The sequence below is a fragment of the Variovorax sp. SG517 genome (assembly GCF_013376045.1).
Taxonomy (GTDB): domain Bacteria; phylum Pseudomonadota; class Gammaproteobacteria; order Burkholderiales; family Burkholderiaceae_C; genus Variovorax.
This window is the reverse complement of record NZ_JABMJG010000004.1, coordinates 124,521-148,905: the sequence shown is the minus strand read 5'-3', so window position 1 is coordinate 148,905 and position 24,385 is coordinate 124,521. Positions and strand designations below refer to the sequence as shown.

Sequence of the window (24,385 nt, the reverse complement as noted above, 5' to 3'; positions counted from 1 at the left end):
TCCCGACGATTCTTGGCGCACAAAGGAGACCTGCGATGAAAAAAACACACTCCGGGCTGCTCGTGCTCGCCGGCGCATTGCTGTGCCTGGGCGCGACGAACACCGCCACGGCCCAGAACAACGCACAGGACCGCGCCGCCGCCGCGACCAAGCGGGTGGACGGCGCATTCATCCGCGCCAACGCCGCGCAGAAGAAGACGCCCGACTGGCCCAGCGTGGGCCTGGACTATTCGGAATCGCGCTTCAGCCAGCTCGACCAGGTGAACGCCGGCAACGTGAAGGACCTGGGGCTGGTCTGGTCGTACAACCTCGAATCCACGCGCGGCGTCGAAGCCACGCCGCTGGTGGTGGACGGCATCATGTACATCACCGCCTCCTGGAGCGTGGTGCACGCCGTCGACACGCGCACCGGCCAGCGGCTGTGGACCTTCGACCCGCAGGTCGACAAGTCCAAGGGCTTCAGGGGCTGCTGCGACGTGGTGAACCGCGGCGTCGCGATCTACGAGGGCAAGGTGTACGTGGCGGCCTACGACGGGCGCCTCATCGCGCTCGACGCCGCCACCGGCCAGAAGGTCTGGGAGAAGAACACCATCGAGGGCCAGAAGGGCAGCTACACCATCACCGGCGCGCCGCGCGTGTTCAAGGGCAAGGTCATCATCGGCAACGGCGGTGCCGAATACGGCGTGCGCGGCTTCGTCACCGCCTACGACGCGAAGACGGGCGACCAGAAGTGGCGCTGGTTCGTGGTGCCGGGCGACCCGAGCAAGCCTTTCGAGGACGAGTCGATGGCGCGCGCCGCCAGGACCTGGGACCCGAGCGGCAAGTACTGGGAGGCCGGCGGCGGCGGCACCGCCTGGGACAGCTTTGCGTTCGACCCCGAGCTCAACCTGATGTACGTGGGCACCGGCAACGGCTCGCCCTGGTCGCACAAGGCGCGCAGCCCCAAGGGCGGGGACAACCTCTACCTGGGCTCGGTGGTGGCGCTCGACCCCGACACCGGCAAGTACGTGTGGCACTACCAGGAGACGCCCGGCGACAACTGGGACTACACCTCCACGCAGTCGATGATCCTGGCCAACGTGAAGATCGGCGGCAAGCAGCGCAAGGTGCTGCTGCATGCGCCGAAGAACGGCTTCTTCTTCGTCATCGACCGCACCAACGGCAAGTTCATCTCGGCGAAGAACTTCGTCGAGGTCAACTGGGCCACCGGCTACGACAGGAACGGCCGGCCCATCGAGATCGCCGCCGCGCGCGACGCCACCAAGCCCGGCGACAGCATCCCCGGCCCCTTCGGCGCGCACAACTGGCACCCGATGTCGTTCAACCCGCAGACCGGCTTCGCCTACCTGCCCGCGCAGCACGTGCCGATCAACCTGATGGACGACAAGGACTGGAAGTTCGACGAGAACGTGCCGGGCCGCCCGCATTCGGGCCTGGGCTGGAACCTGGGCAAGTTCGCCAACGCCGAGCCGCCCAAGAGCAAGCCCTTCGGCCGCCTCGTGGCCTGGGACCCGGTGGCGCAGAAGGAAGCCTGGGGCGTGGACTACGCATCGCCCTGGAACGGCGGCACCCTCACCACCGCCGGCAACCTCGTGTTCCAGGGCACGGCCGACGGGCGCCTGCTGGCCTACAACGCGAAGACCGGCGAGAAGCTCTGGGAGACGCCCACCGGCACCGGCGTGGTGGCCGCGCCATCGACCTACATGGTCGACGGCAAGCAGTACGTGTCGGTCGCGGTGGGCTGGGGCGGCGTCTACGGCCTCGCGCAGCGCGCCACCGAGCGGCAGGGGCCCGGCACCGTCTACACCTTCGCGGTGGGCGGCACGGCGAAGATGCCCGACTTCGTGCAGTACCGCATGGACAAGCTGGTGCAGGGCGTGAAGTACGACCCCGCCAAGGTCCAGGCCGGCACCATGCTCTACGTGAGCAACTGCGTCTTCTGCCACGGCGTGCCGGGCGTGGACCGCGGCGGCAACATCCCCAACCTCGGCTACATGGACGCCGCCTACATCGAGAACCTCGACAAGTTCGTGCTCAAGGGCCCGGCCATGTCGCGCGGCATGCCCGACTTCACGGGCAAGCTCTCCAATGACGACATCGAGAGCATCAAGGCCTTCATCCAGGGGACGGCCGACGCGATACGCCCGAAGTAGCCCGCCGACCGCCTGCCCGGCCGCTCAGCGCCCGCCGTACCAGTACGGCGTGGCGGCCGTCCACGGCGAGTTCGGGTAGTTCGTGCGCAGGGCCTGCAGCCCCTTGCGCGACCAGTCGCCCGCGGCCTTGTCCTGGCAGGTGTAGCGCGCCATCTTCACCGCGACCGACAGCGCCTGCGGCACCAGCGGATCCGTGCGGGCGCGCTGCATCAGCGCCAGGCTTTCCTGCGTGAAGTAGATCGAGTCCTGCGGCACGGTGCGCAGCTTCTCGACCAGCGCGGCCTGCCGGCCGCGTTCTTCCTGCGGCAGGAAGGCGGGTATCTCGAAGTCGGCGGCGGTGGCCGCCTGTGGCCCGGAGGTCGGCACGCCCAGCGGACGGCACCACTTGCCATAGCTGCCGACCGTGTTGCGCTCGGAATACCCGGCGCCGACGCCGAGCTTCAGCGGCGTCGGCCGGATGCCTTCGGCAGCGGGCCAGTGCGGTGGCTGCAGCACCTCGGTGGTGCTCGCCATGCGCTCCAGCAGCAGGTGGCGCCAGGCGGCGCCGTCGGTCTCGGGCAGCGCCGCCGATCGGCGGATGCCTGCGATCGTGTCGGCGCCCTTGGCGGTGCCCGCCTGCGGCGGCGAGGCGATGCGCATCTGGGCCGCGCGGCGGGCCGTGGCGTAGTCCCCGGCCACCACGGCGCGGGTCCAGGCGGTCTCGAGCAGGCTGTCGCGCAGCGCGGGCGCCATGGCCGGCTCGGCGGCCAGGCGCAGCCACATGGCCAGCGGCGCGCGGGTGTTGAGGAAGCGCACCACGTCCTCGTCGAAGGCACTGGCCAGCGGCACCGCGCTCGGCTTTGCTTCCATCGCTTCAGGATCGCGGCGCGCGACCACGGGGCGGATCGCGAGGCGGCGCCATTCCTCTTCCGACGCGGCGGTCGGCAGCAGCAATGCCTTCACGAGGTTCTGGCCCGAGAGGCTGTGCGCGATCAGCGGCGAATCGGCCGTGGAAGCCACGAGCTCGCGCACTTCCTTGTAGCGGCCCTGCGCGAACATGCGTTGCGCGCGCAGCTGCGTGGCGGCGAAGCGCGCCGGGTGGTCTTCCGGCACGGCCGCGAGCGCGGCCTGCAGCTCGGCCTCGCGCTTGTCGTCGTTGGCGGCGGCCACCGGCACCAAGCTCGCGCCGGCCATCAGCCAGGCGAGGTCGTGCGTGCGCTGGTAGCGGCTCCAGCTCAGCGTTTCGCGCCACTTGCCGTTGGGTTCGAGGCCGCTGCCCGGTCCGTCGAAGCCGCGCACGGTGCTCAGCCACTGCACCAGGTCGGAGGTCTGCGCCGGGCCGATGTAGCTGCAGCCGCCGAAGAAGCCGCAGGCGCGGAACTCGTGGTTCAGCAGCAGCAGCTTCGCGGCGGCCGCGTCGGGCTGGCCGATGGTCCTGAGGCCGTCGGCCAGGCGCTGCATGCGCGTGGCGGGCAGCAGGTAGCGGATGCGCAAGGCCTCGGCCAGCCGGTGCACCGAAGGATGCAGCGCCTTCAGGCGCGGGTTCTTCAGCAGCGGCGGGGCGATGGCGTCGACCTGCTTGTCGAGCTCGGCCTGCTTCTTGAGCGCCTCGGCGCTTTCCTTGCTGCCTTCCGCCCCGCCGCTGTCCGAAGGTGCATCGCCGGGGTTCTGCCGCGCCAGCACGCGCAGCCGCATGTAGGCCGCGAGATCGCGCCAGGGGCTGGCCTTGTCGGCCGCGATGGCGGCGAACGCTTCGTCGGCGTCATCGAGCTCACCGGCATAGAACTGCCGTGCGGCCAGCTGGTAGGCATGGTCGGCCTGCAGCCATGCGGGAGCGGCTGCCGGAAGTTCGGGGGCGGCGCCGGGCTCCTTGTTGCAGGTGTCGAACACCGCGTCCTGCGTCTTGAGCCAGTGCAGCACGAAGGGCGCCGCGGACTTGTCGCCGGCCGCGCGGGTCATCCGCTGGGACAGCGTCTTCGCGGCGCTGCGGAAGGCGTCGCCGTAGAAGCAGTTCGGGTCCGCCTGCAGGGTGCCGGTGTTCCAGTTCGGTGGTCGCTGCGACGGCGGTGGCATGTTGGGCCTGTCGCGCGGCGATGCCGGATCGAGCTTCGCCATGGCGTCGTCGCGCGCCTTGCGCCATTCGATCCATGCGTCGTCGGTTTCGGCCATGCCGTTGTCTTCGCGGGGCAGCTTCTCCAGCAGGTCGGTGAAGGCGCGCACCGCGTCGGGCGAGAAGCTCTGGCCGCGAAGGCGCCAGTACCAGAGCACATGGTAGGGCACCAGATAGCCGGTGTAGTAGCCCGCGGGCCGCTCGACGAACTCGCGCACCGGCTGGTCGGGCCGGGTGCTGGCGAAGAACAGGTCCTCGGCGTCGTAGCCACCGCTGGCATGTGCAGCCGCGCTGCCGAGCAGGGTTGCCGCGGCCATTGCGGCGGCGGCGAGCAGCCTGCGGCCTCCCGTTGTCGAAAGAGTCATTTGTAGTTTTCCCTGTTTCCGGTCTGCAGTTTTTCGAAGTCTTCGTTCTTCCACGAGCCCGCATGGAACACATAGCGCCGCTTCACGTCGTGCAGCGCGGGCCAATCCTCGCCGAGCATCAGGCCGGCCGCGTCCCGGCAGGCCGGCACTGTGGCCTTGCCCGTCGTGGCAAGCCGCTGGCGGATGCGCGCGGACTCCGCGCCCATGCGGAAGTACATCGGCACGATCTCGTCGAGAAGGCCGGCCGGCAGCCACGGATCGCCCATGCACCACGACGCCAGCGCGGTGGCCGAGACGCGCGTGCCGCCTTCGCGCAGCGGCTGCAGCCGGCGCAGCAGCGCGACGTAGGCCTCGCGCTGGCTGCGCCTCGCCTCGAAGTCGAGCTGCACCCAGCCCGAGCGGTTGCCCTGCGTGGCAGCATGCCCGACAGCAGCGGCGATCGCCTGCTGCTGCGCGTCGTTCAGGGGCGAGGGCGAGAGGTTGTCGAGCGCGACGTGGACCACCGGCACCACCGTCGCGCCCGGCGCGACGCGCAGCGGCCACTGGCGCCAGCTGGTGCGGCTTTCGGTGCCGCTCAGCCGCACAGTGGCATGCAGGTAGGCCACGCCCGTGGCTTCGGGCAGCGAGGCAAAGCGCTGGGGCCGGTCCCACACCCAGAGCAGCGTTCGTGTTTGCGCCATGCCCTCGCGCGCCAGCAGGGCCACGAAGAGCAGAAGGGCCGCGCTGCGAAGACGCATGGGGGATGAAGAAGGAGAAAGGGTAGGACGCGGGAGGAAGAAATCCCGCGCAGCATAACGAAAAAGCCGCCTGGCCCCGGGGAGCTCAGGCGGCCTTGCGGCTGCTCGTGGCTGCTTGCGCTGTCGTGAATCGATCAGTCGGCGTACACGCCGGCGGCCTTGATGATCGGGCCCCACTTCGCGATTTCGGACGACACGAACTTCTTGTGTTCGGCCGGCTCGGTGCGCTTGTCGGTGGTGATCACCGCGCCCAGCGCTTCTTCACGCTGGATGAAGCCCGGGTCCTTCATCGCGGCCTTGATGGCATCGTTGAGCTTCTTCAGCACCGGCGCCGGCGTGCCCTTGGGCGCGTACACGCCGTGCCAGATCGTCACTTCGAAGCCCTTGAGGCCCGACTCGTCCAGCGTGGGCAAGTCCTTCAGCGCGGGCGTGGTCAGGCGCTTGCTCGTGGTCACGGCATAGGCCTTGACCTTCTTGGCCTCGATCTGCGACGTGGTGTTGGTGGTCTGGTCGCACAGCAGGTCGATCTGGCCGCCCAGCAGGTCGGCGATGGCCGGTGCGGTGCCCTTGTAGGGAACCGGCGTCATCTCGACCTTCAGCGCGCTCTGGAACAGCAGGCCGCACAGGTGCGAGGCGGCACCCAGGCCGGCGTTGCCGAGGTTGATCTTGCCCTTGTTGGCCGAGATCCAGGTCGTCAGTTCCTTGTAGTTGTTGGCCGGCAGGCCGGGCTTGCCGATCAGCGTCATCGGCACTTCGTTGACCATGCCCAGGTATTCGAAGTCGGTCTCGACGTTGAAGGGCAGCTTGCGATAGAGCGCCGGCATCGTCGACATGCCGATGTGGTTGAGCAGCAGCGTGTAGCCGTCGGGGTTGGCGCGCGCCACCTTGGCGGTGCCGATGGAACTGCCCGCGCCGGCGGTGTTGTCCACCACGATGGTGGTGCCCAGCGTCTTCTGCATGGCTTCGGCCAGGTCGCGGGCGACACGGTCGGTGGGGCCGCCGGCGGCGAATGGCACCACCAGGGTCACGGTCTTGCCCGCGGGGAAGTCCTGGGCGTGTGCACCGACGGCCGCGGCGGCAATCGCCGCGAGGGCGAACAGTTTCTTCATGTCGTCTCCGAAAAGGGGGGAATAAAAACGCCGCGATCTTAAGGGCTGACCAGGACCTGACCTATAGCGAATAGCCCTTAGCCGAGGGCCGTCTTGCGCACCTTGGAGGGGCGTGCGGCGGGGCATCCAAACCCGGGCCTGCCGAACGGGTTCCGCGGCGGCGTGAAGCGCGCGGGGCTCGGTAAGTAGTAGCGAGCAGGCCCACTCTTCGTAAGAGAAGTTTGCCGGCCGTCGAACTGTCCGACAGGCGGAGCCGGCGACGGACGATGCGGCCTGCGCGGGGCAGACCTAGGGTGAAGATTCAAAAGGAGATTTCACCCATGCCCAATACCACCACATCGTCATCCTCGTCGCTCGACGGATTGAAGGTCGCCATCCTCGTGGCCGACGGCTTCGAGCAGGTCGAGATGACCGAGCCGCGCAAGGCGCTCGACAACGCCGGCGCGCGGACGCGGATCGTCTCGCCCGCCCAGGGCAGCGTGCGCGGCTGGAACCATCACGATCCGGCCGACAGCTTCGCGGTCGACGCGCCGCTCAAGAGCGCCAGGCCCGACGACTTCGACGCACTGCTGCTGCCGGGCGGCGTCGTGAACCCCGACACGCTGCGCATCGACGAGAAGGCGGTCGCCTTCGTGCGTGCCTTCATCGAGTCCGGCAAGCCCATCGCGGCGATCTGCCACGGCCCCTGGACGCTGATCGACGCCGGCGGCGTCAAGGGCCGCAAGATGACCTCGTGGCCTTCGCTGCAGGCCGACCTGAAGAACGCGGGCGCGCAGTGGAGCGACAAGGAAGTCGTCGTCGACGGCAAGCTCGTCACCAGCCGAAAGCCCGACGACATCCCCGCCTTCAATCGCGAGATGACGGAGCTCTTCGAGCACGCGCGGGAGCCGGTGGCGCACTGATCGGCACCGCTTCCGCCGTGGCGGGCAGCGGGCCCGTGTAGCGCGCGCGGGGGCGGATCAGCTGGCCCGCGGCCTGCTGCTCGAGCACGTGCGCGGTCCATCCCACGCTGCGCGCGAGCGCGAAGAGCATGAGCGGCGCGCCGGCCGGCAGCTTGTGCACGGCCGCGAGTGCGGCGAGCGCGAAGTCGATGTTCACTGCCTCGCCAAGCAGTCTCTCGCCGATCTCGCGCAGCTGCGCGAATTCGGCCGGCAGCGCGATGTGCTCCAGCAGCGCCGCACAGCGCGCATCCCCCGTCGGATAGAGCGGATGCCCGAAAGCAGCCAGCGGCCGCCCGTGCGAGAGCCATTCGCGCACGGCGGCTTCGGTGCCGATGGCGGCTGCATTGCGCATCAGCGCCTGCACTGCGGCGGAAGCACCGCCATGCAGCGGCCCTGTGAGCGTCGAAAGGCCGGTGAGCAGGCAGGCCGCCGTCGAGGCGCCGGTCGATGCGGTCACGCGTGCCGCGAAGGTCGAAGCGTTGAGTTCGTGGTCGGCCAGCAGCACCAGCGCGCGGCGCAGGTCTTCGGCAGCGCGCGGGCGGCGCCATGCGGAGGCCAGTCGCATGTGCATGGGTGTGTCGGCGCGTGGTGGCGCGGTGCGCAGCATGGCATCGGCCAGCGCGCCGATCGCCGCCGCTGCCTCGGCCTGAAGCACGCCTGCCGAGCGGCCGCGCGAGGGCAGGTCGGAGGCGGCGCGCGTTGCAAGCGCTAATAGTCCTGCCTGCAAGGGATGTTCATGTGAGCCCTCCGCATCGGAAGGTGTGTCTGCGGCGTGAAAGCGCGGCGGTGCGCTTTCCCATAGCAGCCCCGCCACGTCTTCCAGCGTGGCGTGCGCTGCGAGTTCGCACGCGTTCTGTCCGCGATACAGCAGCCGGCCTTCGGCGACTGTCGATATCGCTGATGGCAGCACCGGCTCGCCCCACTGGATCGCCTCGCTCGCCACCGTCTCGACGCTGCGCCGGCCCTTCGCGCGTGCCGCGATGCGCTGCACGTCGTCGCGGTGGTAGAGGCTGCGGCGCGGGTCGGCCGCATCGGGCCTGGCGCGGATGCGGCCGCGGCTCACGCTCGCGTAGAGCGTCTGCGGACGCACCTGCATCAGTTCGAGCGCGTCGGCCGCGGGCAGCCACAGCGGCTGCGTCTTCTTGATGGTCATGTTGACAGAATAGATCAAGATTGACGTCAATATCCATCTGACCAGAATCGATGCCATCGTGACAACCAGGAGCAAAGAGCGATGAACAACGACGACGGCAGCCTCGAAGGCGTGGTGGCTGCGCATACCGTGCTGTCCGAGGTGGATGGCGCGGCGGGGCGGCTGGTGATCCGCGGCCATGAACTCGACGAGATCGCGCAGCGCTGGCGCTACGAGGACGTGGTGCACCTGCTCTTCGAGGGCTTCTTCGACACGCTGCCCACCGTCTCGGCGCTGCGCCGCGCCATCGGCCGTGCGCGCCGCGAGGCCTTCGAGCTGCTGCAGCCGAACGACGACGTGTTGCTGCGCCGTATGCCGCCCATCGAGGCCGTGCGCGCGCTGATGGCCCGCCTGCCCGATGGCGACGACCTGCCGACCGCGCTGCGCCTCGTGGCCGCGCCGGCCGTCTACACCGCTGCCGTGATGCGCTGGCGTTTGGGCGTTCCAGCACTGGCGCCCGACGAGGCACTGCCGCATGCCGCCGACATGCTGCGCATGCTGCATGGCCGCTCGCCGACGTCCGCGCAGAGCGCCGCGCTCGACACCTACCTCGTCACCGTGTGCGACCACGGCCTCAATGCATCGACCTTCGCGGCGCGCGTGGTCGCATCGACCGGGGCCGGGCTCGCATCGGCCGTGCTCGCGGGCATCAGCGCGCTGAAGGGGCCGCTGCACGGCGGCGCGCCCGGGCCGGTGCTCGACGCGCTCGATGCCATCGGCAGCGCCGCCAATGCCCGCGCTTGGCTGGAGCAGGCCGTGGCCGAAGGCCAGCGCCTGATGGGCTTCGGCCACCGCATCTACCGCGTGCGCGATCCGCGCGCCGACGCGCTCAAGGGCGCGCTGGGGCGGCTCGGCGAGGAGGGCAGCGTGAACGCGGCGCGCTTCGCGCTGGCGGAGGCGGCGGAGCAGGCCGCGCTCGCCATCCTGCGCGAGAAGAAGCCGGGGCGCGCGCTGGAGACCAACGTCGAGTTCTATACCGCGCTGCTGCTGGAAGCCCTGGGCTTCGGCCGCGAGAGCTTCACCTGCGTGTTCGCGGCCGGCCGCGTGAGCGGCTGGGTGGCGCATGCGCGCGAGCAGGTGAAGAAAGGTCGGCTGATCCGTCCGCAGTCGATCTACATCGGACCCGAGCCGCAGGAGTCGGGCGAAGCCGCACTCGCGCACTGAGCCTACAGGGGGCGCACGCCGCCATCCGATACGCTCGCCTTTTCCGCAGGGCGCGGCCGCACAGGCCGCACCTTGCATCGTGAAAGGCGAAAGTATTTCCTCCATGACGGCGACTCCCCTCCAGTCGCAGGCATTGCGCCTGCCGCGCGATCTCGCGCTCATCACCGTGGCCATCGACGCCGCGATGGTGCTTCTCAACATGGCCGTCCGGCTCTGGCCCGACTCGCCCGAATCCGAGCAGCTGCGCAGCGCCTATGCGCTGCCCGGCGTCTGGATCCCGATGGTCTGCAGCATCGCGATGGGCTGGGTGCTCTCAGGGACTATCGCGTGGTGCCACGGGCGCAATGCGCTCGAAAGGCATGGCGCCGGCAGCGTGGCGGAGCTGCCGCAGCCGCGCATGCGCTATGCCGCGGCCTACGTCGTGGTGCTGCTGTTGAACTTCTACGCGCTGAGCCCGCTGCTCTACGACCTTCAGCTTCTCTTCATGCCGGGCGGGCGCTTTCATGAATCGCTGGGCTTCACCTCGATGCGCGCGGCGATGCCGGTGTTCGTGTTCCTGCAGTCCGTGGCCCAGCTGATCGTGCTGGTGCTGGGCATCTGGCTCTCGGCCTGGATCGCGCTCAGGGGCGCCCGTGCCGGATCGGCGGACGCGCAGGCCGACGAGGTTCCAGGCGGGCCGCCGACGCGCCGTGCGGTGGCGCTGGTGGCTGCCTCGGTGTTCGCGTCGCTGCAGATGTGGAGCGGCGCCGCCATGAGCCGATGGAGTTCCATGACGCAAGGCCTGGACGGTCCCGCGCTGCTGGTCGCCTGGTTGGTGCCGCCGCTCGCGGCCTTCGGGCTCGCGTTCTGGGGTGCATGGCTGGGCGCCGCGCCGGTCTTCTCGAGGGTGCGGCCGTTCAGGGCGGTGAGGGCGTCGGTGCTCGCCTTCGTGCTGGTGCAGCTGCTGTGCATCGCGGCCGGACTCGCGTGGCTGGCGATGGCGGTCTGGCTGCATGGCTTCAACAGCGCGGGCAGCCTTGTCGGCTTCGCGCTGGCGCTCGTGCTGGTCTACACCGTGCTCACGGTGGTGCTTACGCGCGCCACCGTGCGCGGGCTGTATCGCCGCTACTTGTAGCTGCGCGCGTCCTCGATCACCTTGCCGTCGTTGGGCAGCGAGCCTGCGCCCACCACCACGACCTCGCCGCGCAGCTTGGTCACTTCGCGGATCGCGTCGCCCACGCGCGCTTCTAGTCCTTCAGGAGCCACGCCCGCGCATTCGAGCTGCAGCGTCATCCTGTCGTCGCCCGTCTCGCCAGATACGACCAGCCGCGCGCGTTGCACTTCGGGAAAGCGCCGTGCGATCTCGGCCACTTGCGAGGGATGCACGAACATGCCGCGCACCTTGGTGGTCTGGTCGGCACGGCCCATCCAGCCCTTGATGCGCCTGTTGGTGCGGCCCGTGGGGCAGGTGCCCGCCAGCACGGCCGAGAGGTCGCCGGTGCCGAAGCGCACCAGCGGGTAGTCGGGGTTGAAGGTGGTGACGACGATCTCGCCGACCTCGCCGTCGGGCACCGGATCGCCGGTGCCGGGGCGCACGATCTCGACCAGCACGCCCTCGTCGAGCACCAGGCCTTCGCGTGCGCTGGTTTCATAGGCGATGAGGCCCAGGTCGGCGGTCGCATAGCACTGCGTGCCCTTCACGCCGCGCGCGGCGATCCAGTCGTGCAGGCTCGGCGGAAAGGCCTCTCCGGAGACGAGTGCCTTGGTCAGCCACGGCAGCTTCAGGTTCTTCTCCTCGGCCTTCTCCAGCAGGATCTTGAGGAAGCTCGGCGTGCCCGCATAGCCCTCGGGCTTGAGGTCGACCATCGCCTCGAGCTGCTGCTCGGTCTGGCCGGTGCCGCCCGCGAACACGGTGCAGCCCATGGCGTGCGCGCCGCTTTCCATGATCGAGCCGGCGGGCGTCATGTGGTAGCTGAAGCTGTTGTGGATGAGCTCGCCGCCGCGAAAGCCCGCCGCGTGCAGTGCGCGCGCGGTGCGCCAGTAGTCGCGCGCCTCGCCCTCGGGCTCGTAGATGGTGCCGGGGCTCGCGAACACGCGCGGCATGCGCGGGCCGCGCACGATCGACGAGAAGCCGCCGAAGGGGTCGTCCGCACGGCGCGCCTTCTGCAGTTCGAGCAATTCCGATTTGCGCGTGACCGGTAGTCTTGCGAGCGCCTCGCGCGTGGTGACGTCGGCGGGCTTCACGCCATCGAGGATCTTCGCGAAGGCGGGGGCCGCTGTCTGCGCCTGAGCGATCTGCTTCGGCAGCGCGGCCAGCAGGTCGCGTTCGCGTTCGGCGGGGTCTCGGATCTCGAGCTTGTCGTAGTGGTCGGTCATGTCCGTACCCTTCAATCTGTTCAGTTCAGTTCTCTGCCGAGCGGTGTTTGTTCGGGGCGTGTGCACAGGCCACCGGGTACTCCCCTCCGCGAATGTCCCCCGGCCTGCGGCCTCCTCCTTTATTTCGCTGCGGGGAGCACCCGGTGCCCTGTGCACCGGGGCACGCTGTGGGTGATCGCCGATCAACCAGAGCTCCGAATCGATCACGTCGATGGGGTGCCTTGCGCAGCGAAATAAAGGAGGAGCCGAAGGCGGGGGACATTCGCGGAGCAAGGCACCCCGTCGGCGTGATCGCACCCCGAACGACGACGCGTGGACGCATCAAGCCAGCCACCTCTTGCGCCGCTTGTAGCTCTTCACGTCGCGGAAGCTCTTGCGGTCCGCGCCGCCGACGCCGAGGTAGAACTCCTTCACGTCCTCGTTCTCGCGCAGGCTCTTCGCCTCGCCGTCCATCACGATGCGGCCGTTCTCCAGGATGTAGCCGTAGTCGGCGTAGCGCAGCGCCATGTTGGTGTTCTGCTCGGCCAGCAGGAAGGTCACGCGCTCCTTGGCGTTGAGGTCCTTCACGATCTCGAACACTTCCTCCACGATCTGCGGCGCCAGGCCCATCGAGGGCTCGTCCAGCAGCACCATGGTCGGGTTGGCCATCAGCGCGCGGCCGATGGCGCACATCTGCTGCTCGCCGCCCGAGGTGTAGGCCGCCTGCGAGGTGCGGCGCGTCTTCAGGCGCGGGAAGTACGCGTACACCTTCTCCAGCGTCTGCTGCACCGCGGCCTTGCCGTCGGTGCGCGTGTAGGCGCCGGTCATCAGGTTCTCCTCGATGGTCAGGTGCGCGAAGCAGTGGCGGCCTTCCATCACCTGGATCAGCCCGCGCTTCACCAGCTCGGCCGGCGACAGCGCTTCGATGCGCTCGCCGCGCAGCTCGATGGTGCCCTTGGTGACCGCACCGCGCTCGCCCGCGAGCAGATTGCTCACCGCGCGCAGCGTGGTCGTCTTGCCCGCGCCGTTGCCGCCGAGCAGCGCCACGATGCCGCCGTCGGGCACCGTCAGCGACACGCCCTTGAGCACCAGGATCACGTGGTTGTAGATGACCTCGATGCCGTTGACGTTGAGGAGGATGTTGGATTCGCTCATGGTGTGGTCCGAAGCATTCGAAAGAACGGCGACGTGCGATACCCGCCGCTCTTGCGAATGGCGGCTCTCGCGAGCCGCCACGGAACGCGCGCTCAGCGCATCAGGACTGGCAATCCGCTGCTTCGCGTCGCGTGAGCTTCTTTTCGCCCGCGTACTTGTCGGCAGCCGTCTTCACCATCGGCTTGATGATCTGCTCGTCGGCCTGGTACCAGTCGGACATGTCGCCCCACTTCGCGCCGTCCCAGGTGTGCACGCGCGCCCAGGTCGAGCCCATGTGGTCCTGGCAGGAAGTGCTCACCGGACGCATCACGCCCGAGAAGCCCAGCGCATCGAGCTTCTTCTGGTCGAGCGCGAGGTTCTCCATGCCCCAGCGCACCTGCTCGCCGGTCATGACCTTGCCCTTGCCGAAGCGCTCCTGTGCGCGCTTGACGGCCTCGATGGTCAGCATCTGGATGATCACGCCGCGCGTGTAGAGCACCGAGCCCACCTCGTCCTTCGGACCCGTGCCCTGGCCCTTGTCGTGCACCTGCTTGAGGATGTCCTGGATCACCTTGGGCTCGGTGCCCGAGGTGTTCAGCGCCAGCGCGTGGTAGCCCTTGGCGTTCGCGCCCACGTCCTTCACGTCGGGCTCGGCGCCGGCCCACCACACGCCGTACATCTTCTCGCGCGGGTAGCCGGTGGCCACGGCTTCCTTCAGGGCGGTGGAGTTCATCACGCCCCAGCCCCACAGCAGCACGAAGTCGGGGCGCTGCTGGCGCACCTGCAGCCAGGCCGATTTCTGCTCCACGCCGGGCGCGGTCACCGGAATCAGCGAGAGCTCGAAGCCGTTCTGCTTGGCGCGCTCCTGCAGCAGCGGAATCGGTTCCTTGCCGAAGGGCGAGTCGTGATACACGAGGGCGATCTTCTTGCCCTTGAGCTTGTCCATGCCGCCTTCCTTCTTCCCGATGTGCTGGATCAGGATGTCGGCCGCGGTCCAGTAGGAGCCCATCAGCGGGAAGTTCCACTTGAAGACGCCGCCGTCCTGCGAAGCGGCCAGGCCGTAGCCCAGCGTGATCAGCGGGATCTTGTCGGTAGGCACCTTGTCGGTCAGCGCGAAGGTGATGCCGGTGGCCTGCGGATCGAACAGCGCCACGCCCGGGCGGCCCTTCAGGCGCTCGTAGCACTCCACGCCCTTGTCGGTGGCGTAGCCGGTCTCGCACTCCTCGTACGCGATCTTCACGCCGTTGATGCCGCCGTTGGCGTTGACCAGCTTGATGTAGTCCTGCTTGCCGTTGGCCCAGGGCGTGCCGTTGGGTGCGTAGGGGCCCGTGCGATACACCAGCAGCGGGAAGAACTGTTCCTTCGCCTGCGCCTGCGCGAGCGATGGCGCGAGCATGGCGCCGAGGGTGCTGGCCACCAGGGCGGCGGTCAGAGCGAGCGATTTCAGTTTCATGCCTGTCTCCTTTGTGGGCACCTCGGTGCCGGTTTTCTACGAACGGAACTCATCACATCAATGCGGGAAGGGCCACAGCCGCAGCTTCTCCTTGGCCGTGGACCACAGCCGCGCGAGGCCGTGCGGCTCGACGATCAGGAAGAACACGATCAGCGCGCCGAAGATCATGGTCTCCAGGTGCGAGGCCAGCGCAGTGGAAATCGAGAAGCCCAGCCACGCGGGCAGCTGGTTCAAAAAGAGCGGCAGCAGCACGATGAAGGCGGCGCCGAAGAAGCTGCCCATGATCGAGCCGAGCCCGCCGATGATCACCATGAAAAGCAGCTGGAACGAGCGGTCGATGCTGAAGGCCGCCGGCTCCCATGCGCCCAGGTGCACGAAGCCCCACAGCGCGCCGGCCACGCCGACGATGAAGCTGCTCACCGCGAAGGCCGTGAGCTTGGCGTACACGGGCCGGATGCCGATCACCGCGGCCGCCACGTCCATGTCGCGCATCGCCATCCATTCGCGGCCGATGGCGCTGCGCACCAGGTTCTTTGCCAGCAGCGCGAACACCGAAACGAAGATCAGGCAGAACAGGTACTTCTGCACCGGCGATTCGATCGGCACGCCGAACACGTTGAGCCCCGCCACGCTCACCGAGCCGGACGAAGAATTGTTGGTGAACCACTGGATGCGCAGGAAGGCCCAGTCGGTGAAGAACTGCGCCGCGAGCGTGGCCACCGCAAGGTACAGCCCCTTGATGCGCAGGCTGGGAATGCCGAACAGCACGCCGATCACCGTGGCGCACAGGCCGCCGAGCAGCAGCGATGCGATGAGAGGCATGCCCTCGATGCGCACCTGGAAGTTGTAGGCCGCGTAGGCGCCCACCGCCATGAAGGCGCCCGTGCCCAGCGAGATCTGGCCGCAGTAGCCCACCAGGATGTTCAGCCCCAGGGCAGCGAGCGACAGGATGAGGAAGGGCGTGAGGATGGCGCGCATCCAGTAGTCCGACACGCCCAGCGGCACCACCACGAAGGCCACCAGCAGGAGCACGAGGATCGCGAGGCGGTCCTGCGCGATCGGGAAGATCTGCTGGTCGGCGCGGTAGCTCGACTTGAATTGGCCGTTTTCTCTGTAGAACATCTCAGACCCGATCAATGATCTTTTCGCCGAACAGGCCCTGCGGACGCACCAGCAGGAACACCAGCGCCAGCACATAGGCGAACCAGATCTCGATGCCGCCGCCGAACATGGGGCCCAGATAGATCTCGGAGAGCTTCTCGCCCACGCCGATCAGCAGGCCGCCGATGATGGCGCCCGGAATGGACGTGAGCCCGCCCAGGATCACCACCGGCAGTGCCTTCAGCGCCACCAGCGAGAGCGAGAACTGCACGCCCAGCTTCGATCCCCAGATGATCCCGGCCACCAGCGCCGAGAAGCCGGCCACCGACCACACGATCACCCAGATGCGCTTGAGCGGAATGCCGATGGATTGCGCGGCCTGGTGGTCGTCGGCCACCGCGCGCAGGGCGCGGCCGGTGGACGTCTTCTGGAAGAACACGGCGAGCACCACCACCAGGCCCGCCGCCACCAGCGCGGCGATCAGGTCTTCCTGGCTCAGCAGCAGCCCGCCCTGGAAGGTGTTCTCCAGCACCATCAGCGGCTCCTTGGGCATGCCGACGTCGATCTTGTAGATGTCGTTGCCGAAGATCGTCTGGCCCATGCCGTCGAGGAAGTAGGCGATGCCCAGCGTGGCCATCAGCAGCGTGATGCCTTCCTGGTTCACCAGCTTGCTGAGCGCGAGCCGCTCGATGAGCCAGGCCACGACGATCATCACCGCCATGGCCGCGACGAAGGCCAGGATGTTCGCGAGGATCTGGCTCTGGAAGCCGAACCACTGCGGGAACCACTCGGCGAAGCGCGCCATCGCCAGCGCCGCGAACAGCACCATCGCGCCCTGCGCGAAGTTGAAGACGCCGGAGGCCTTGTAGATCAGCACGAAGCCGATGGCGATCAGCGAATAGAGCATGCCGACCATGAGACCGCCGAAGAGGGTTTCGAGGAAAAAGCCCATGCTCAATGCTCCACGCCGAGGTATGCCCGGATCACGTCTTCGTTGTTCCGGACTTCATCCGGCGTGCCGTCCCCGATCTTCTTGCCGTAGTCCAGCACCACCACGCGGTCGGAGATGTCCATCACCACGCCCATGTCGTGCTCGATCAGCACGATGGTGGCGCCGAACTCGTCGTTCACGTCGAGGATGAAGCGGCTCATGTCCTGCTTCTCCTCCACGTTCATGCCGGCCATGGGCTCGTCCAGCAGCAGCACCTGCGGCTCCATCGCGAGCGCGCGGCCCAGGTCCACGCGCTTCTGCAGGCCGTAGGGCAGGCGGCCCACGGGGGTCTTGCGGTGCGCCTGGATCTCGAGGAAGTCGATGATGTGTTCGACGAACTCGCGGTGCGCGAGCTCCTCGCGCTCGGCCGGGCCCCAGCGCAGCGCCTGCGCGAACAGGCCGCTCTTCATCTTGAGGTTGCGGCCCGTCATGATGTTGTCGAGCACGCTCATGCCCTTGAAGAGGGCCAGGTTCTGGAAGGTGCGCGCCACGCCCATCTCGGCCACCTGGCGCGAGTTCATGTGCTTGAAGGTCTTGCCGCGGAAGGTGATGGAGCCCTGCTGCGGCCAGTAGACGCCGTTGATGCAGTTCAGCATCGAGCTCTTGCCGGCACCGTTCGGCCCGATGATGGCCCGCACCTCGTGCTCGCGCACGTTGAAGCTGATGTCGGTAAGCGCCTTCACGCCGCCGAAGCTCAGGGAGATGTTCTGCACGTCGAGGATGACCTCGCCGTCCTTGCGGCCGCCCCGGGTCGTTGTTGCAAGCATGGATGCCTCGGTGAGGTTGTGCGCGTTCATGCGGCCGCCTTGATCAACGGAAATCGCTTCGCGTCGACGATCTTCAGCGTGGCGCTCACCGAGCCCGTGCGGCCGTCCTCGAACTTGACCTGGGTCTCGATGTACTGCTCTTTCTTTCCGCCGTAGAGCGCGTCTACCAGCACCGCGTACTTGTCGGCGATGAAGCCGCGGCGCACCTTGCGCGTGCGGGTGAGCTCGTCGTCGTCGGGGTCGAGCTCCTTGTGCAACACCAGGAAGCGCGCGATCTGCGTCTCGCCCATGCCGTCCTCGGCGGCGAGGTCGGCATTCACCTTGGCGATGCACTCGGCCACCAGCGCGAGCACGTCGGGCTTGCCGGCCAGGTCGACGTAGCCGCCGTAGGCCAGGCCGCGGCGCTCGGCCCAGTTGCCCACCGCCTCGTAGTCGATGTTGATGGCGGCGCAGACCTCGTCGCGGCCGTTGCCGAAACACACAGCTTCCTTGATCTGCGGGAAGAACTTGAGCTTGTTCTCGATGTAGTTGGGCGCGAAGATCGCGCCGCCAACGAGCCGGCCCACGTCCTTGGCGCGGTCGATGATGCGCAAGTGGCCCTCGCTGTCGAGCACGCCGGCGTCGCCGGTGTGGAAGTAGCCGTTCGCGTCCAGCACCTCGGCGGTGGCGTCGGGGCGCTTGTAGTACTCCTTGAGCACCGACACGCCGCGCACCAGCACCTCGCCGTCGTCGGCGATCTTCAGCTCGATGCCCGGCGCGGCCGTGCCCACGGTCTGCAGCTTGACCTTGCCGTCCTGCTGCAGGCACACGTAGGCGCAGGTTTCGGTCTGGCCGTAGAACTGCTTGAGGTTCACGCCGATGGAGCGGTAGAAGCGGAACAGGTCGGGCCCGATGGCCGCGCCCGCGGTGTAGGCCACGCGGATGCGGCTCATGCCCAGCACGTTGCGAAGCGGGCCGTAGATCAGCAGGTCGCCCAGGCGGTACATCAGGCGGTCGCGCAGGCTCACCGGCGCGCCGTTGAGGATGTCCGCGCCCACGCGCTGCGCCAGCGCCATGAACTTCGCGTACAGCCAGCGCTTGGGCGCGGCCGCGTCCTCCATGCGGATCGACACGGCGGTGAGCAGCCCCTCGAAGGTGCGCGGCGGTCCGAAGTAGTAGCTCGGGCCGATCTCGCGCATGTCGTTCATCACCGTCTCGCTCGACTCGGGGCAGTTGAGCGTGAAGCCGCCCACCAGCCACTGCGCCACCGAGAACAGGTGGTCGCCCACCCACGCCATCGGCAGGTAGCTCATGATGTTGTCGCCGGGGCCGAGCCTGTCGGTCTCCACGCCCCCGCGTCCCGCCGCGATGAAGCTCGCATGCGTCTGGCACACGCCCTTGGGGCGGCCGGTGGTGCCGGAGGTGTAGAGGATCACGCCGACGTCGGTGGCCTCGCCGCTGGCCACCGCTCGGTCGTAGTGGCCCACGTTGGACTTGTCGAACTCGCGGCCCAGTGCGCGCAGCTGCTCGTAGCTCATGAGCCCGGGCTGGTCGTAGTGGCGCAGGCCCTTGGGGTCGTCGTAGATGATGTAGCGGATGCCCGGCTGCCCGCCCTGCTGCAGTTCCCGGCACTCAAGCAGCTTGTCGACCTGCTCCTGGTCCTCGACGATCACGAATTCGATGCCGGCGTCCTGCAGCATGAAGACCATCTCGCCGGCCACCGCGTCCTGGTACAGCGGCACGGGCACGCCGCGCAGGCTCTGCGCCGCGACCACCGACATGTACAGGTGCGGCCGGTTGGCGCCGACGATCGCGAGGTTGTCGAAGGGCCTGAAGCCCAGGCTCGCGAGGCCGCAGGCGATCTCGCGCACTTCCTGCGCCACGGCGCTCCAGCTCCAGGTTTGCCAGATGCCGAGGTCCTTCTCGCGCATGGCGGGGGCTTCGGGCCGGGCCTCGGCGTGCGCGAGCAGCAGACGGGGAAAGGTGGGGGCGGTTGTTTGCACAGTGGGCGGATCGTAGGACTCACTTTGACGCCCGGTTGTCGTTCCAACGACAATCCTAGGGACACTACTCCCCGGAGTTTCCCGATGCCTCACGGCAATTCCAACCACAACGGCGCGCTCGGCGGTTCGACCATCAGGGACCGGGTGCGTCCCGCCGATGCCGCGGAGCTCGAAGGCATTCCATGGCTGTCGAAGCTCACGCCCGCCGAGCGCCGCCGCGCCGAGGCCGCGCTGGTGGTCGGCGAGGCCGAGCCCGGCGACCTGGTGTGCCGCGTCGGGCGCTCGCCCACCTACTGGTTCGGCGTGGTCGAGGGCCTCTTGAAGATGAGCAACGACAACGCCGATGGCGGCTCCGTCACTTATACCGGCGTGCCACCTGGCGGCTGGTTCGGCGAAGGCACGGTCATGAAGCGCGAGCCCTACCGCTACAACATCCAGGCGCTGCGGCGCAGCCTGATCGCCGGCCTGCCGATCGAGAGCTTCCACTGGCTGCTCGACCACTCCATCGGCTTCAACCGCTTCGTGATGAACCAGCTCAACGAACGGCTGGGCCAGTTCATCGCGGCACTCGAGATCGACCGGCTCAACAACCCCGACGCGCGCGTGGCGCGCAACCTGGTGTCGCTCTTCAACCCGGTGCTGTACCCGGGCGTGGGCGAAGTCCTGCGGATCACGCAGCAGGAGCTGGCCTACCTCGTCGGCCTCTCGCGTCAGCGCGTGAACGAGGCGCTCAACGGCCTGTCGGCGCAGGGGCTGATCCGCGTGGAATACGGCGGCCTGCGCGTGCTCGACCTGCCGGGCCTGCGCGCGACCGCGATGTCGAACAACAGGAAGAACGCTATGGTGGAAAAGGAAAGAACATGACTCTCAAGGACCAGCTCCTGGTGGTGCCCGCGAACGCGGAGGCCGCCTTCGTCCCGCCGCAGCCCGAAGTTCCTGCGAAGGCGAAAGCGAAGGCGGAAGACACCGGCCCCACGCTCGAGGAAGCGCTCGCGCGCAACGAGGCGCTCGCCGAGAAGATCGAGGCGCTGGACGCCGTGCTCGCCAAGCCGCTCGCCGAGATCCTCGCCGACCGCGAGAAGGCCGAGGAAGCCGCCCTCGCGTGGGACCGCTTCGGCGCCATGTGGATGCTCTCGCAGCGCGCGATGCGCCGCGTGGCGCTGGACCTCGCGGCGCAACTGGGCGTGAGCGAGGAAGAGGTGGTGGCGCGCGCCATGGCCAATGCCAACGCGGTGCTCAACGGTGCGGACGAGGTCGACTTGGGCGGCACCATCGCGCCGGCGCAGATGCAGCACATTGCTCGGCATCGCAACTTCCTGAGGAAGCAGTTCAAGTAGGGACAAGCGATTCGCTTTAACCTTCCGGCCTTCGTTCCATCAACAAAGACTTTTCCAGATGTCCACCTCCCACCTCACCCTCATCACCGGCGCCTCGCGCGGCCTGGGCCAGGCCATGGCCGAGCAGCTGCTGCAGGCCGGCCATACGGTGATCGGCATTTCGCGCAAGCAGTCGCCCGCGCTGGCGGAAGCGGCCAAAGCCGCCGGCGCCGAGATCACGCAATGGGAGCAGGACCTGTCCGACCCCGTCGCCGCCGCCGAGCGCCTCTCTGCCTGGCTCAAGACTGTCGACGCGCAGCGCTTCGACAGCGTCACGCTCATCAACAACGCCGGCACGGTCGGCAACCCGGCGCCGCTGTCGCGCGCGGTGGGGTCCGAGCTGTCGCAGGCGCTGCGCATCGGCCTGGAAGCGCCGATGCTGCTGACGGCGGCGTTCCTGGGCGCCACGCGCGAATGGCGCGGTGCGCGCAAGGTGCTGAACATCTCCTCGGGCCTGGGCCGCAACGCCATGGGCAGCCAGGCGCCCTACTGCGCTGCCAAGGCCGGCATGGACCACTTCTCGCGCGCCGTGGCGCTGGAAGAGGCCAATGCGCCGAACGGCGCGCGCATCGTCTCGCTGGCGCCGGGCGTGATCGACACCGACATGCAGGTGCAGCTGCGCGGCGCCTCGGCCGAGAAGTTTCCGGACCGCACGCGCTTCGAGAAGATGAAGAACGAAGGCATGCTCGACAGCCCCGCCAGCGCTGCTGCCAAGGTGCTCAAGTACCTGGCGCGCGCGGACTTCGGCGCGAAGCCGGTGGCCGACGTGCGCGACCCCGATTGAGCGGAAGGCGAGCGACCCCATGGCAACGGCCCAGGCCATCGACACCGGCGAGTACAAGCTCTTTCCCTCGCCGCGCAACGTGCACCGCATCGTGTTCGAACACCAGGTGTTCGTGCCCCATCCCTACGCGCTGATCGTGATGAACGAGTTCGGCTTCAAGGGGCGCTACAGCCTGTTCTCGGCCTGCCGCATGAAGGACGGGAAGATGGGGCAGGTGGTGACGTTCGAGGACGTAGGGGACGTGGACGTCTTCAATCGCAAGTTCGTACCGGACTGAGTCCGGTATTTCTCCCTCCCCCGCTGGGGGAGGGCAGGGGTGGGGGCACGCGGCCCATGCGCCGCCAGCGGCCTTTTCAAGCGCCGACTGCCCCCATCCCGACCTTCCCCCAGAGGGGGAAGGAGCAGGCCCCGCTTCACTGCATCGCAAACCTGTCCCGCTGCGCCTGCGCGCATTCCCCCATCACGCCCAGCGCACGCTCCACCGTCGGCGTGCCCATCACGAACGGGTTCGCTGCGCCCGCGGGCTGCTGGCGCAGCGCGGCCATCTTGGCCTGCGAGCTGTCGACGTTCGAGTGGTTCGACAGCATCACGTCGATGTTCTGCGCCTTCACGATCGAATCCATGCGCTTCGTGGACGCGATGTAGTTGTCCAGCCGCGGCACGTCCTTGCCGAAGTTGAAGCCCGTGCCGCCCCAGAGCATGGCGCGGTGCTTCCTGCCGTTCTCGCTCACGTCGAACACCGGCGACAGCGTGCCCATGGTGTGGCCCGGCGTGAGGTAGAGGGTGACGGTGGTGTCGCCCAGCGTGACGCGGTCACTGTCCTTCACCGAGATGTCGCGCTTGGGCGGCGCGCCCCAGATCGGCGTGGCGAATTCCAGCTTGGTCTCGGTCATCGTCCAGTCGGCATCGCTCATCACCACGCGCGCGCGGTATTTCTGCGCGAGGTAGGGGGCGCCGCCGTAGTGGTCGCCGTGGCCGTGCGTGACGATCACGTACTTGATCTGCGCCGGGTCGAGGCCCAGCTTTCGCATGCCGCCTTCGATGAGCGCGGCCGCCTCCACCTGGTTGTTGAGCGCATCGATGAGGATGATGCCGTCCGAGGTCTTGATGGCCCAGGCGCTGACCCAGTCGGCGCCCACGAAGTAGAGGTTGTCGAAGGCCCTGGCCGGCGGCGGTGCGGGCTTGTTGATGAGCAGGGGCAGGCCCTTGTCGAGCTCTTCCTGCGGCGGGCGTGTGGCCGGAGCGGGCTTGCACAGCGACAGCAGCGGCCCGAGGTCGGTGCCCGCGGCCTTGGTGGCTGCGGCGACGTGCGCGGCGACGGTGGCGTCTGAAGGCTTCTGCGCGGCAGGTGGTGTTTGCGCGCAGCCCTGGAAGAGGACGACGGCCGCCGCGAGGGCAGCCGTCTTCAATGGAAGCGAAGGAACCATCGGTGTCTCCATGCCGTCGTTGCGGCCTGTTCTGGAGACACCATTCTGCGACGCGAAGGCTTATTCGATTGTCGCGCCCGAGGCTTGCACGATGCCCTTCCACTTCTCGTAGTCGGTCTTCAGCAGCGCGCCGAACTGCTCGGGCGTCATGCTCTGCGGCTCGGCGCCCTGGGCGATGATGGCCGCCTTCATCTCGGGCGTGGCCAGCAGCTTGTTGACCTCGGCATTCAGCGTGGCCACCACGTCCTTCGGCGTGCCGGCGGGCACGAAGAGGCCGTACCAGGTGCTCACGTCGAAGTCCTTGTAGCCGAGCTCGGCCACGGTGGGCGTCTCGGGCAGCGAGGTGCTTCGCTTGGCCGAGGTGACGGCCAGCGGGCGCAGCTTGCCGGCCTTGATCTGCGCCATGGCCGAAGGCACCGACGACACCATCAGGTCGACGTTGCCCGCGAGCACGTCCATCATGGCTGCGTTGGAGCCCTTGTAGGGCACGTGGCGCATCTTGATCTTGGCGGCGCCGTTGAAGATCTCGCCGGCCAGGTGGATGGTGGTGCCGTTGCCGGGCGAGCCGTAGGTGACGGTGTCGGGCGCGGCGCGCGCGGCCTTCACCACGTCGTCGAGCGTCTTGAACTTGGAGTTGGCCTGCGTGACGATCACCACCGGCGTGTAGGCCACGTGGGCCACGGCCGTGAGGTCCTTCACCGGGTTGTAGCTCAGGTTCTTGTAGAGCCAGGGCGCGACGACCATGTTGTCCTTCTGGCCCATCACGATGTCGTAGCCGGTGGGCGTCGCGCGCGCGGCCTCGGCGATGCCGATGGTGCCGCCGGCGCCCGCACGGTTGTCGGGCACCACGGTCCAGTGTTTGGCCTCGGTGAGCTTCTGGGCCACCAGCCGCGCGAGGATGTCGGTGCCGCCGCCGGGCGGGAAGGGCACGACCATGCGGATGGGCTTGGCGGGATAGGCGGTGGACTGTGCGTGCGCCGCAATGCCGGCGAACGCCATGGGGATTGCCAGCGCGATGGCCAGCGGGCGGATGAGTTTTCGGATCATGGGTTCTCTTTGTCTCTGGACTGATCGCTGATCGGGTTGCAGCCTGAAGGCTTCGCTTCGCCTCACTGCACCAGCGGTGCAGTGTGCCGCAACCGGCCAGGCCGGGATTTCGCGGTTCGCGATGGCCGTCTTCTCCAGATGTGGCAGCTCGCGACGGTCTTGCACGCCTGCAGCGCGCCAGATGCGCGCATGAAGTGCGCCTGAAGAGGCCCATTCCCTCCTTTGCGCTGCCGTTCGCA

Annotated in this window: 21 protein-coding genes; 8 read left to right on the top strand and 13 right to left on the bottom strand. The window is 68.2% G+C overall.

Features of this window, described 5'->3' with window-relative positions; all coding sequences use genetic code 11:
• Nucleotides 1-35: 35 nt before the first annotated feature.
• Nucleotides 36-2,153 (top strand): PQQ-dependent dehydrogenase, methanol/ethanol family, encoded by a 2,118-nt coding sequence (locus tag FHT32_RS13370; RefSeq protein ID WP_176665121.1) that lies wholly within the window; start codon nucleotides 36-38, stop codon nucleotides 2,151-2,153.
• Between the two features lie 24 nt (nucleotides 2,154-2,177).
• On the opposite strand, the gene FHT32_RS13365 is transcribed toward FHT32_RS13370, so the two are convergent.
• The 3 genes from FHT32_RS13365 to FHT32_RS13355 all read right to left on the bottom strand — a co-directional run bounded on the left by FHT32_RS13365 (nucleotide 2,178) and on the right by FHT32_RS13355 (nucleotide 6,453).
• Entirely contained in the window at nucleotides 2,178-4,607 is a 2,430-nt protein-coding gene (locus tag FHT32_RS13365) for a hypothetical protein (protein WP_176665120.1), read from the bottom strand.
• On the bottom strand, nucleotides 4,604-5,344 hold the full coding sequence (locus tag FHT32_RS13360) for a hypothetical protein (protein ID WP_176665119.1): 741 nt from the start codon (nucleotides 5,342-5,344) through the stop codon (nucleotides 4,604-4,606). Before FHT32_RS13360 ends, FHT32_RS13365 begins: the two co-directional genes overlap by 4 nt.
• Nucleotides 5,345-5,478: 134 nt before the next feature.
• Nucleotides 5,479-6,453 (bottom strand): tripartite tricarboxylate transporter substrate-binding protein, encoded by a 975-nt coding sequence (locus FHT32_RS13355; protein ID WP_126183797.1) that lies wholly within the window; start codon nucleotides 6,451-6,453, stop codon nucleotides 5,479-5,481.
• Nucleotides 6,454-6,773: 320 nt separating this feature from the next.
• On the opposite strand from FHT32_RS13355, the gene FHT32_RS13350 reads away from it, so the two are divergent.
• Complete coding sequence (locus FHT32_RS13350; RefSeq protein ID WP_176665118.1) at nucleotides 6,774-7,355, top strand: type 1 glutamine amidotransferase domain-containing protein; 582 nt, start codon at nucleotides 6,774-6,776, stop codon at nucleotides 7,353-7,355.
• On the opposite strand, the gene FHT32_RS13345 is transcribed toward FHT32_RS13350, so the two are convergent.
• The gene (locus FHT32_RS13345; protein WP_176665117.1) at nucleotides 7,300-8,547 is read right to left on the bottom strand and encodes a citrate synthase; all 1,248 of its coding nucleotides are present in this window, start codon (nucleotides 8,545-8,547) and stop codon (nucleotides 7,300-7,302) included. The two genes, FHT32_RS13350 and FHT32_RS13345, sit on opposite strands and share 56 nt — an antisense overlap.
• 81 nt (nucleotides 8,548-8,628) lie before the next feature.
• Here FHT32_RS13345 and FHT32_RS13340 point away from each other — a divergent pair, with 81 nt between their 5' ends.
• Nucleotides 8,629-9,750 carry a citrate synthase/methylcitrate synthase gene (locus FHT32_RS13340; RefSeq protein WP_176665116.1) on the top strand — a complete coding sequence of 374 codons (1,122 nt, stop codon included), beginning with the start codon at nucleotides 8,629-8,631 and terminating at the stop codon, nucleotides 9,748-9,750.
• 103 nt (nucleotides 9,751-9,853) lie between these two features.
• Nucleotides 9,854-10,864 carry a hypothetical protein gene (locus FHT32_RS13335; RefSeq protein WP_176665115.1) on the top strand — a complete coding sequence of 337 codons (1,011 nt, stop codon included), beginning with the start codon at nucleotides 9,854-9,856 and terminating at the stop codon, nucleotides 10,862-10,864.
• Here FHT32_RS13335 and FHT32_RS13330 read toward each other — a convergent pair.
• The 7 genes from FHT32_RS13330 to FHT32_RS13300 form a co-directional block, all read right to left on the bottom strand.
• Nucleotides 10,855-12,105 carry a phenylacetate--CoA ligase family protein gene (locus FHT32_RS13330; RefSeq protein ID WP_176665114.1) on the bottom strand — a complete coding sequence of 417 codons (1,251 nt, stop codon included), beginning with the start codon at nucleotides 12,103-12,105 and terminating at the stop codon, nucleotides 10,855-10,857. The two genes, FHT32_RS13335 and FHT32_RS13330, sit on opposite strands and share 10 nt — an antisense overlap.
• 321 nt (nucleotides 12,106-12,426) lie before the next feature.
• Nucleotides 12,427-13,239, bottom strand: coding sequence for an ABC transporter ATP-binding protein (locus FHT32_RS13325; protein ID WP_026346745.1), 813 nt, complete (start codon nucleotides 13,237-13,239; stop codon nucleotides 12,427-12,429).
• A gap of 100 nt (nucleotides 13,240-13,339) precedes the next feature.
• Entirely contained in the window at nucleotides 13,340-14,671 is a 1,332-nt protein-coding gene (locus FHT32_RS13320; protein ID WP_176665113.1) for an ABC transporter substrate-binding protein, read from the bottom strand.
• 57 nt (nucleotides 14,672-14,728) lie between these two features.
• On the bottom strand, nucleotides 14,729-15,793 hold the full coding sequence (locus FHT32_RS13315) for a branched-chain amino acid ABC transporter permease (protein WP_176665112.1): 1,065 nt from the start codon (nucleotides 15,791-15,793) through the stop codon (nucleotides 14,729-14,731).
• Nucleotide 15,794: 1 nt separating this feature from the next.
• Nucleotides 15,795-16,724, bottom strand: a complete 930-nt coding sequence (locus FHT32_RS13310) for a branched-chain amino acid ABC transporter permease (protein ID WP_176665111.1) — start codon at nucleotides 16,722-16,724, stop codon at nucleotides 15,795-15,797.
• A 2-nt stretch (nucleotides 16,725-16,726) separates the two neighbouring features.
• Nucleotides 16,727-17,560, bottom strand: coding sequence for an ABC transporter ATP-binding protein (locus FHT32_RS13305; RefSeq protein ID WP_176665110.1), 834 nt, complete (start codon nucleotides 17,558-17,560; stop codon nucleotides 16,727-16,729).
• Nucleotides 17,557-19,512, bottom strand: coding sequence for an AMP-binding protein (locus FHT32_RS13300; RefSeq protein ID WP_176665109.1), 1,956 nt, complete (start codon nucleotides 19,510-19,512; stop codon nucleotides 17,557-17,559). Before FHT32_RS13300 ends, FHT32_RS13305 begins: the two co-directional genes overlap by 4 nt.
• Before the next feature lie 84 nt (nucleotides 19,513-19,596).
• Between FHT32_RS13300 and FHT32_RS13295 the strand changes: the two genes are divergently transcribed.
• From FHT32_RS13295 to FHT32_RS13280, 4 genes are read left to right on the top strand one after another with little or no spacing between them, the layout of a single operon-like run.
• Complete coding sequence (locus FHT32_RS13295) at nucleotides 19,597-20,376, top strand: Crp/Fnr family transcriptional regulator (protein ID WP_176665108.1); 780 nt, start codon at nucleotides 19,597-19,599, stop codon at nucleotides 20,374-20,376.
• Nucleotides 20,373-20,849, top strand: coding sequence for a hypothetical protein (locus FHT32_RS13290; protein ID WP_176665107.1), 477 nt, complete (start codon nucleotides 20,373-20,375; stop codon nucleotides 20,847-20,849). Before FHT32_RS13295 ends, FHT32_RS13290 begins: the two co-directional genes overlap by 4 nt.
• Nucleotides 20,850-20,907: 58 nt before the next feature.
• Nucleotides 20,908-21,672: an SDR family NAD(P)-dependent oxidoreductase gene (locus FHT32_RS13285; protein WP_176665106.1), complete on the top strand. Its 765-nt coding sequence runs from the start codon at nucleotides 20,908-20,910 to the stop codon at nucleotides 21,670-21,672.
• A gap of 19 nt (nucleotides 21,673-21,691) precedes the next feature.
• Complete coding sequence (locus tag FHT32_RS13280) at nucleotides 21,692-21,949, top strand: hypothetical protein (protein ID WP_176665105.1); 258 nt, start codon at nucleotides 21,692-21,694, stop codon at nucleotides 21,947-21,949.
• Nucleotides 21,950-22,085: 136 nt separating this feature from the next.
• Here FHT32_RS13280 and FHT32_RS13275 read toward each other — a convergent pair whose 3' ends face one another.
• Complete coding sequence (locus FHT32_RS13275; protein WP_176665104.1) at nucleotides 22,086-23,099, bottom strand: MBL fold metallo-hydrolase; 1,014 nt, start codon at nucleotides 23,097-23,099, stop codon at nucleotides 22,086-22,088.
• A gap of 60 nt (nucleotides 23,100-23,159) precedes the next feature.
• Nucleotides 23,160-24,146 carry a tripartite tricarboxylate transporter substrate binding protein gene (locus FHT32_RS13270; protein WP_176665103.1) on the bottom strand — a complete coding sequence of 329 codons (987 nt, stop codon included), beginning with the start codon at nucleotides 24,144-24,146 and terminating at the stop codon, nucleotides 23,160-23,162.
• Nucleotides 24,147-24,385 lie beyond the last annotated feature (239 nt).

Bases quoted from the DNA above. Each gene is read 5' to 3' on its own strand.
- FHT32_RS13295 (WP_176665108.1), top strand. From the start codon at position 19,597: ATGCCTCACGGCAATTCCAACCACAACGGCGCGCTCGGCGGTTCGACC.
- FHT32_RS13365 (WP_176665120.1), bottom strand. From the start codon at position 4,607: ATGACTCTTTCGACAACGGGAGGCCGCAGGCTGCTCGCCGCCGCCGCA.
- FHT32_RS13290 (WP_176665107.1), top strand. From the start codon at position 20,373: ATGACTCTCAAGGACCAGCTCCTGGTGGTGCCCGCGAACGCGGAGGCC.
- FHT32_RS13330 (WP_176665114.1), bottom strand. From the start codon at position 12,105: ATGACCGACCACTACGACAAGCTCGAGATCCGAGACCCCGCCGAACGC.
- FHT32_RS13335 (WP_176665115.1), top strand. From the start codon at position 9,854: ATGACGGCGACTCCCCTCCAGTCGCAGGCATTGCGCCTGCCGCGCGAT.
- FHT32_RS13305 (WP_176665110.1), bottom strand. From the start codon at position 17,560: ATGAACGCGCACAACCTCACCGAGGCATCCATGCTTGCAACAACGACC.
- FHT32_RS13345 (WP_176665117.1), bottom strand. From the start codon at position 8,547: ATGACCATCAAGAAGACGCAGCCGCTGTGGCTGCCCGCGGCCGACGCG.
- FHT32_RS13370 (WP_176665121.1), top strand. From the start codon at position 36: ATGAAAAAAACACACTCCGGGCTGCTCGTGCTCGCCGGCGCATTGCTG.
- FHT32_RS13310 (WP_176665111.1), bottom strand. From the start codon at position 16,724: ATGGGCTTTTTCCTCGAAACCCTCTTCGGCGGTCTCATGGTCGGCATG.
- FHT32_RS13355 (WP_126183797.1), bottom strand. From the start codon at position 6,453: ATGAAGAAACTGTTCGCCCTCGCGGCGATTGCCGCCGCGGCCGTCGGT.
- FHT32_RS13270 (WP_176665103.1), bottom strand. From the start codon at position 24,146: ATGATCCGAAAACTCATCCGCCCGCTGGCCATCGCGCTGGCAATCCCC.
- FHT32_RS13360 (WP_176665119.1), bottom strand. From the start codon at position 5,344: ATGCGTCTTCGCAGCGCGGCCCTTCTGCTCTTCGTGGCCCTGCTGGCG.
- FHT32_RS13340 (WP_176665116.1), top strand. From the start codon at position 8,629: ATGAACAACGACGACGGCAGCCTCGAAGGCGTGGTGGCTGCGCATACC.
- FHT32_RS13285 (WP_176665106.1), top strand. From the start codon at position 20,908: ATGTCCACCTCCCACCTCACCCTCATCACCGGCGCCTCGCGCGGCCTG.
- FHT32_RS13280 (WP_176665105.1), top strand. From the start codon at position 21,692: ATGGCAACGGCCCAGGCCATCGACACCGGCGAGTACAAGCTCTTTCCC.
- FHT32_RS13275 (WP_176665104.1), bottom strand. From the start codon at position 23,099: ATGGTTCCTTCGCTTCCATTGAAGACGGCTGCCCTCGCGGCGGCCGTC.
- FHT32_RS13350 (WP_176665118.1), top strand. From the start codon at position 6,774: ATGCCCAATACCACCACATCGTCATCCTCGTCGCTCGACGGATTGAAG.
- FHT32_RS13325 (WP_026346745.1), bottom strand. From the start codon at position 13,239: ATGAGCGAATCCAACATCCTCCTCAACGTCAACGGCATCGAGGTCATC.
- FHT32_RS13320 (WP_176665113.1), bottom strand. From the start codon at position 14,671: ATGAAACTGAAATCGCTCGCTCTGACCGCCGCCCTGGTGGCCAGCACC.
- FHT32_RS13315 (WP_176665112.1), bottom strand. From the start codon at position 15,793: ATGTTCTACAGAGAAAACGGCCAATTCAAGTCGAGCTACCGCGCCGAC.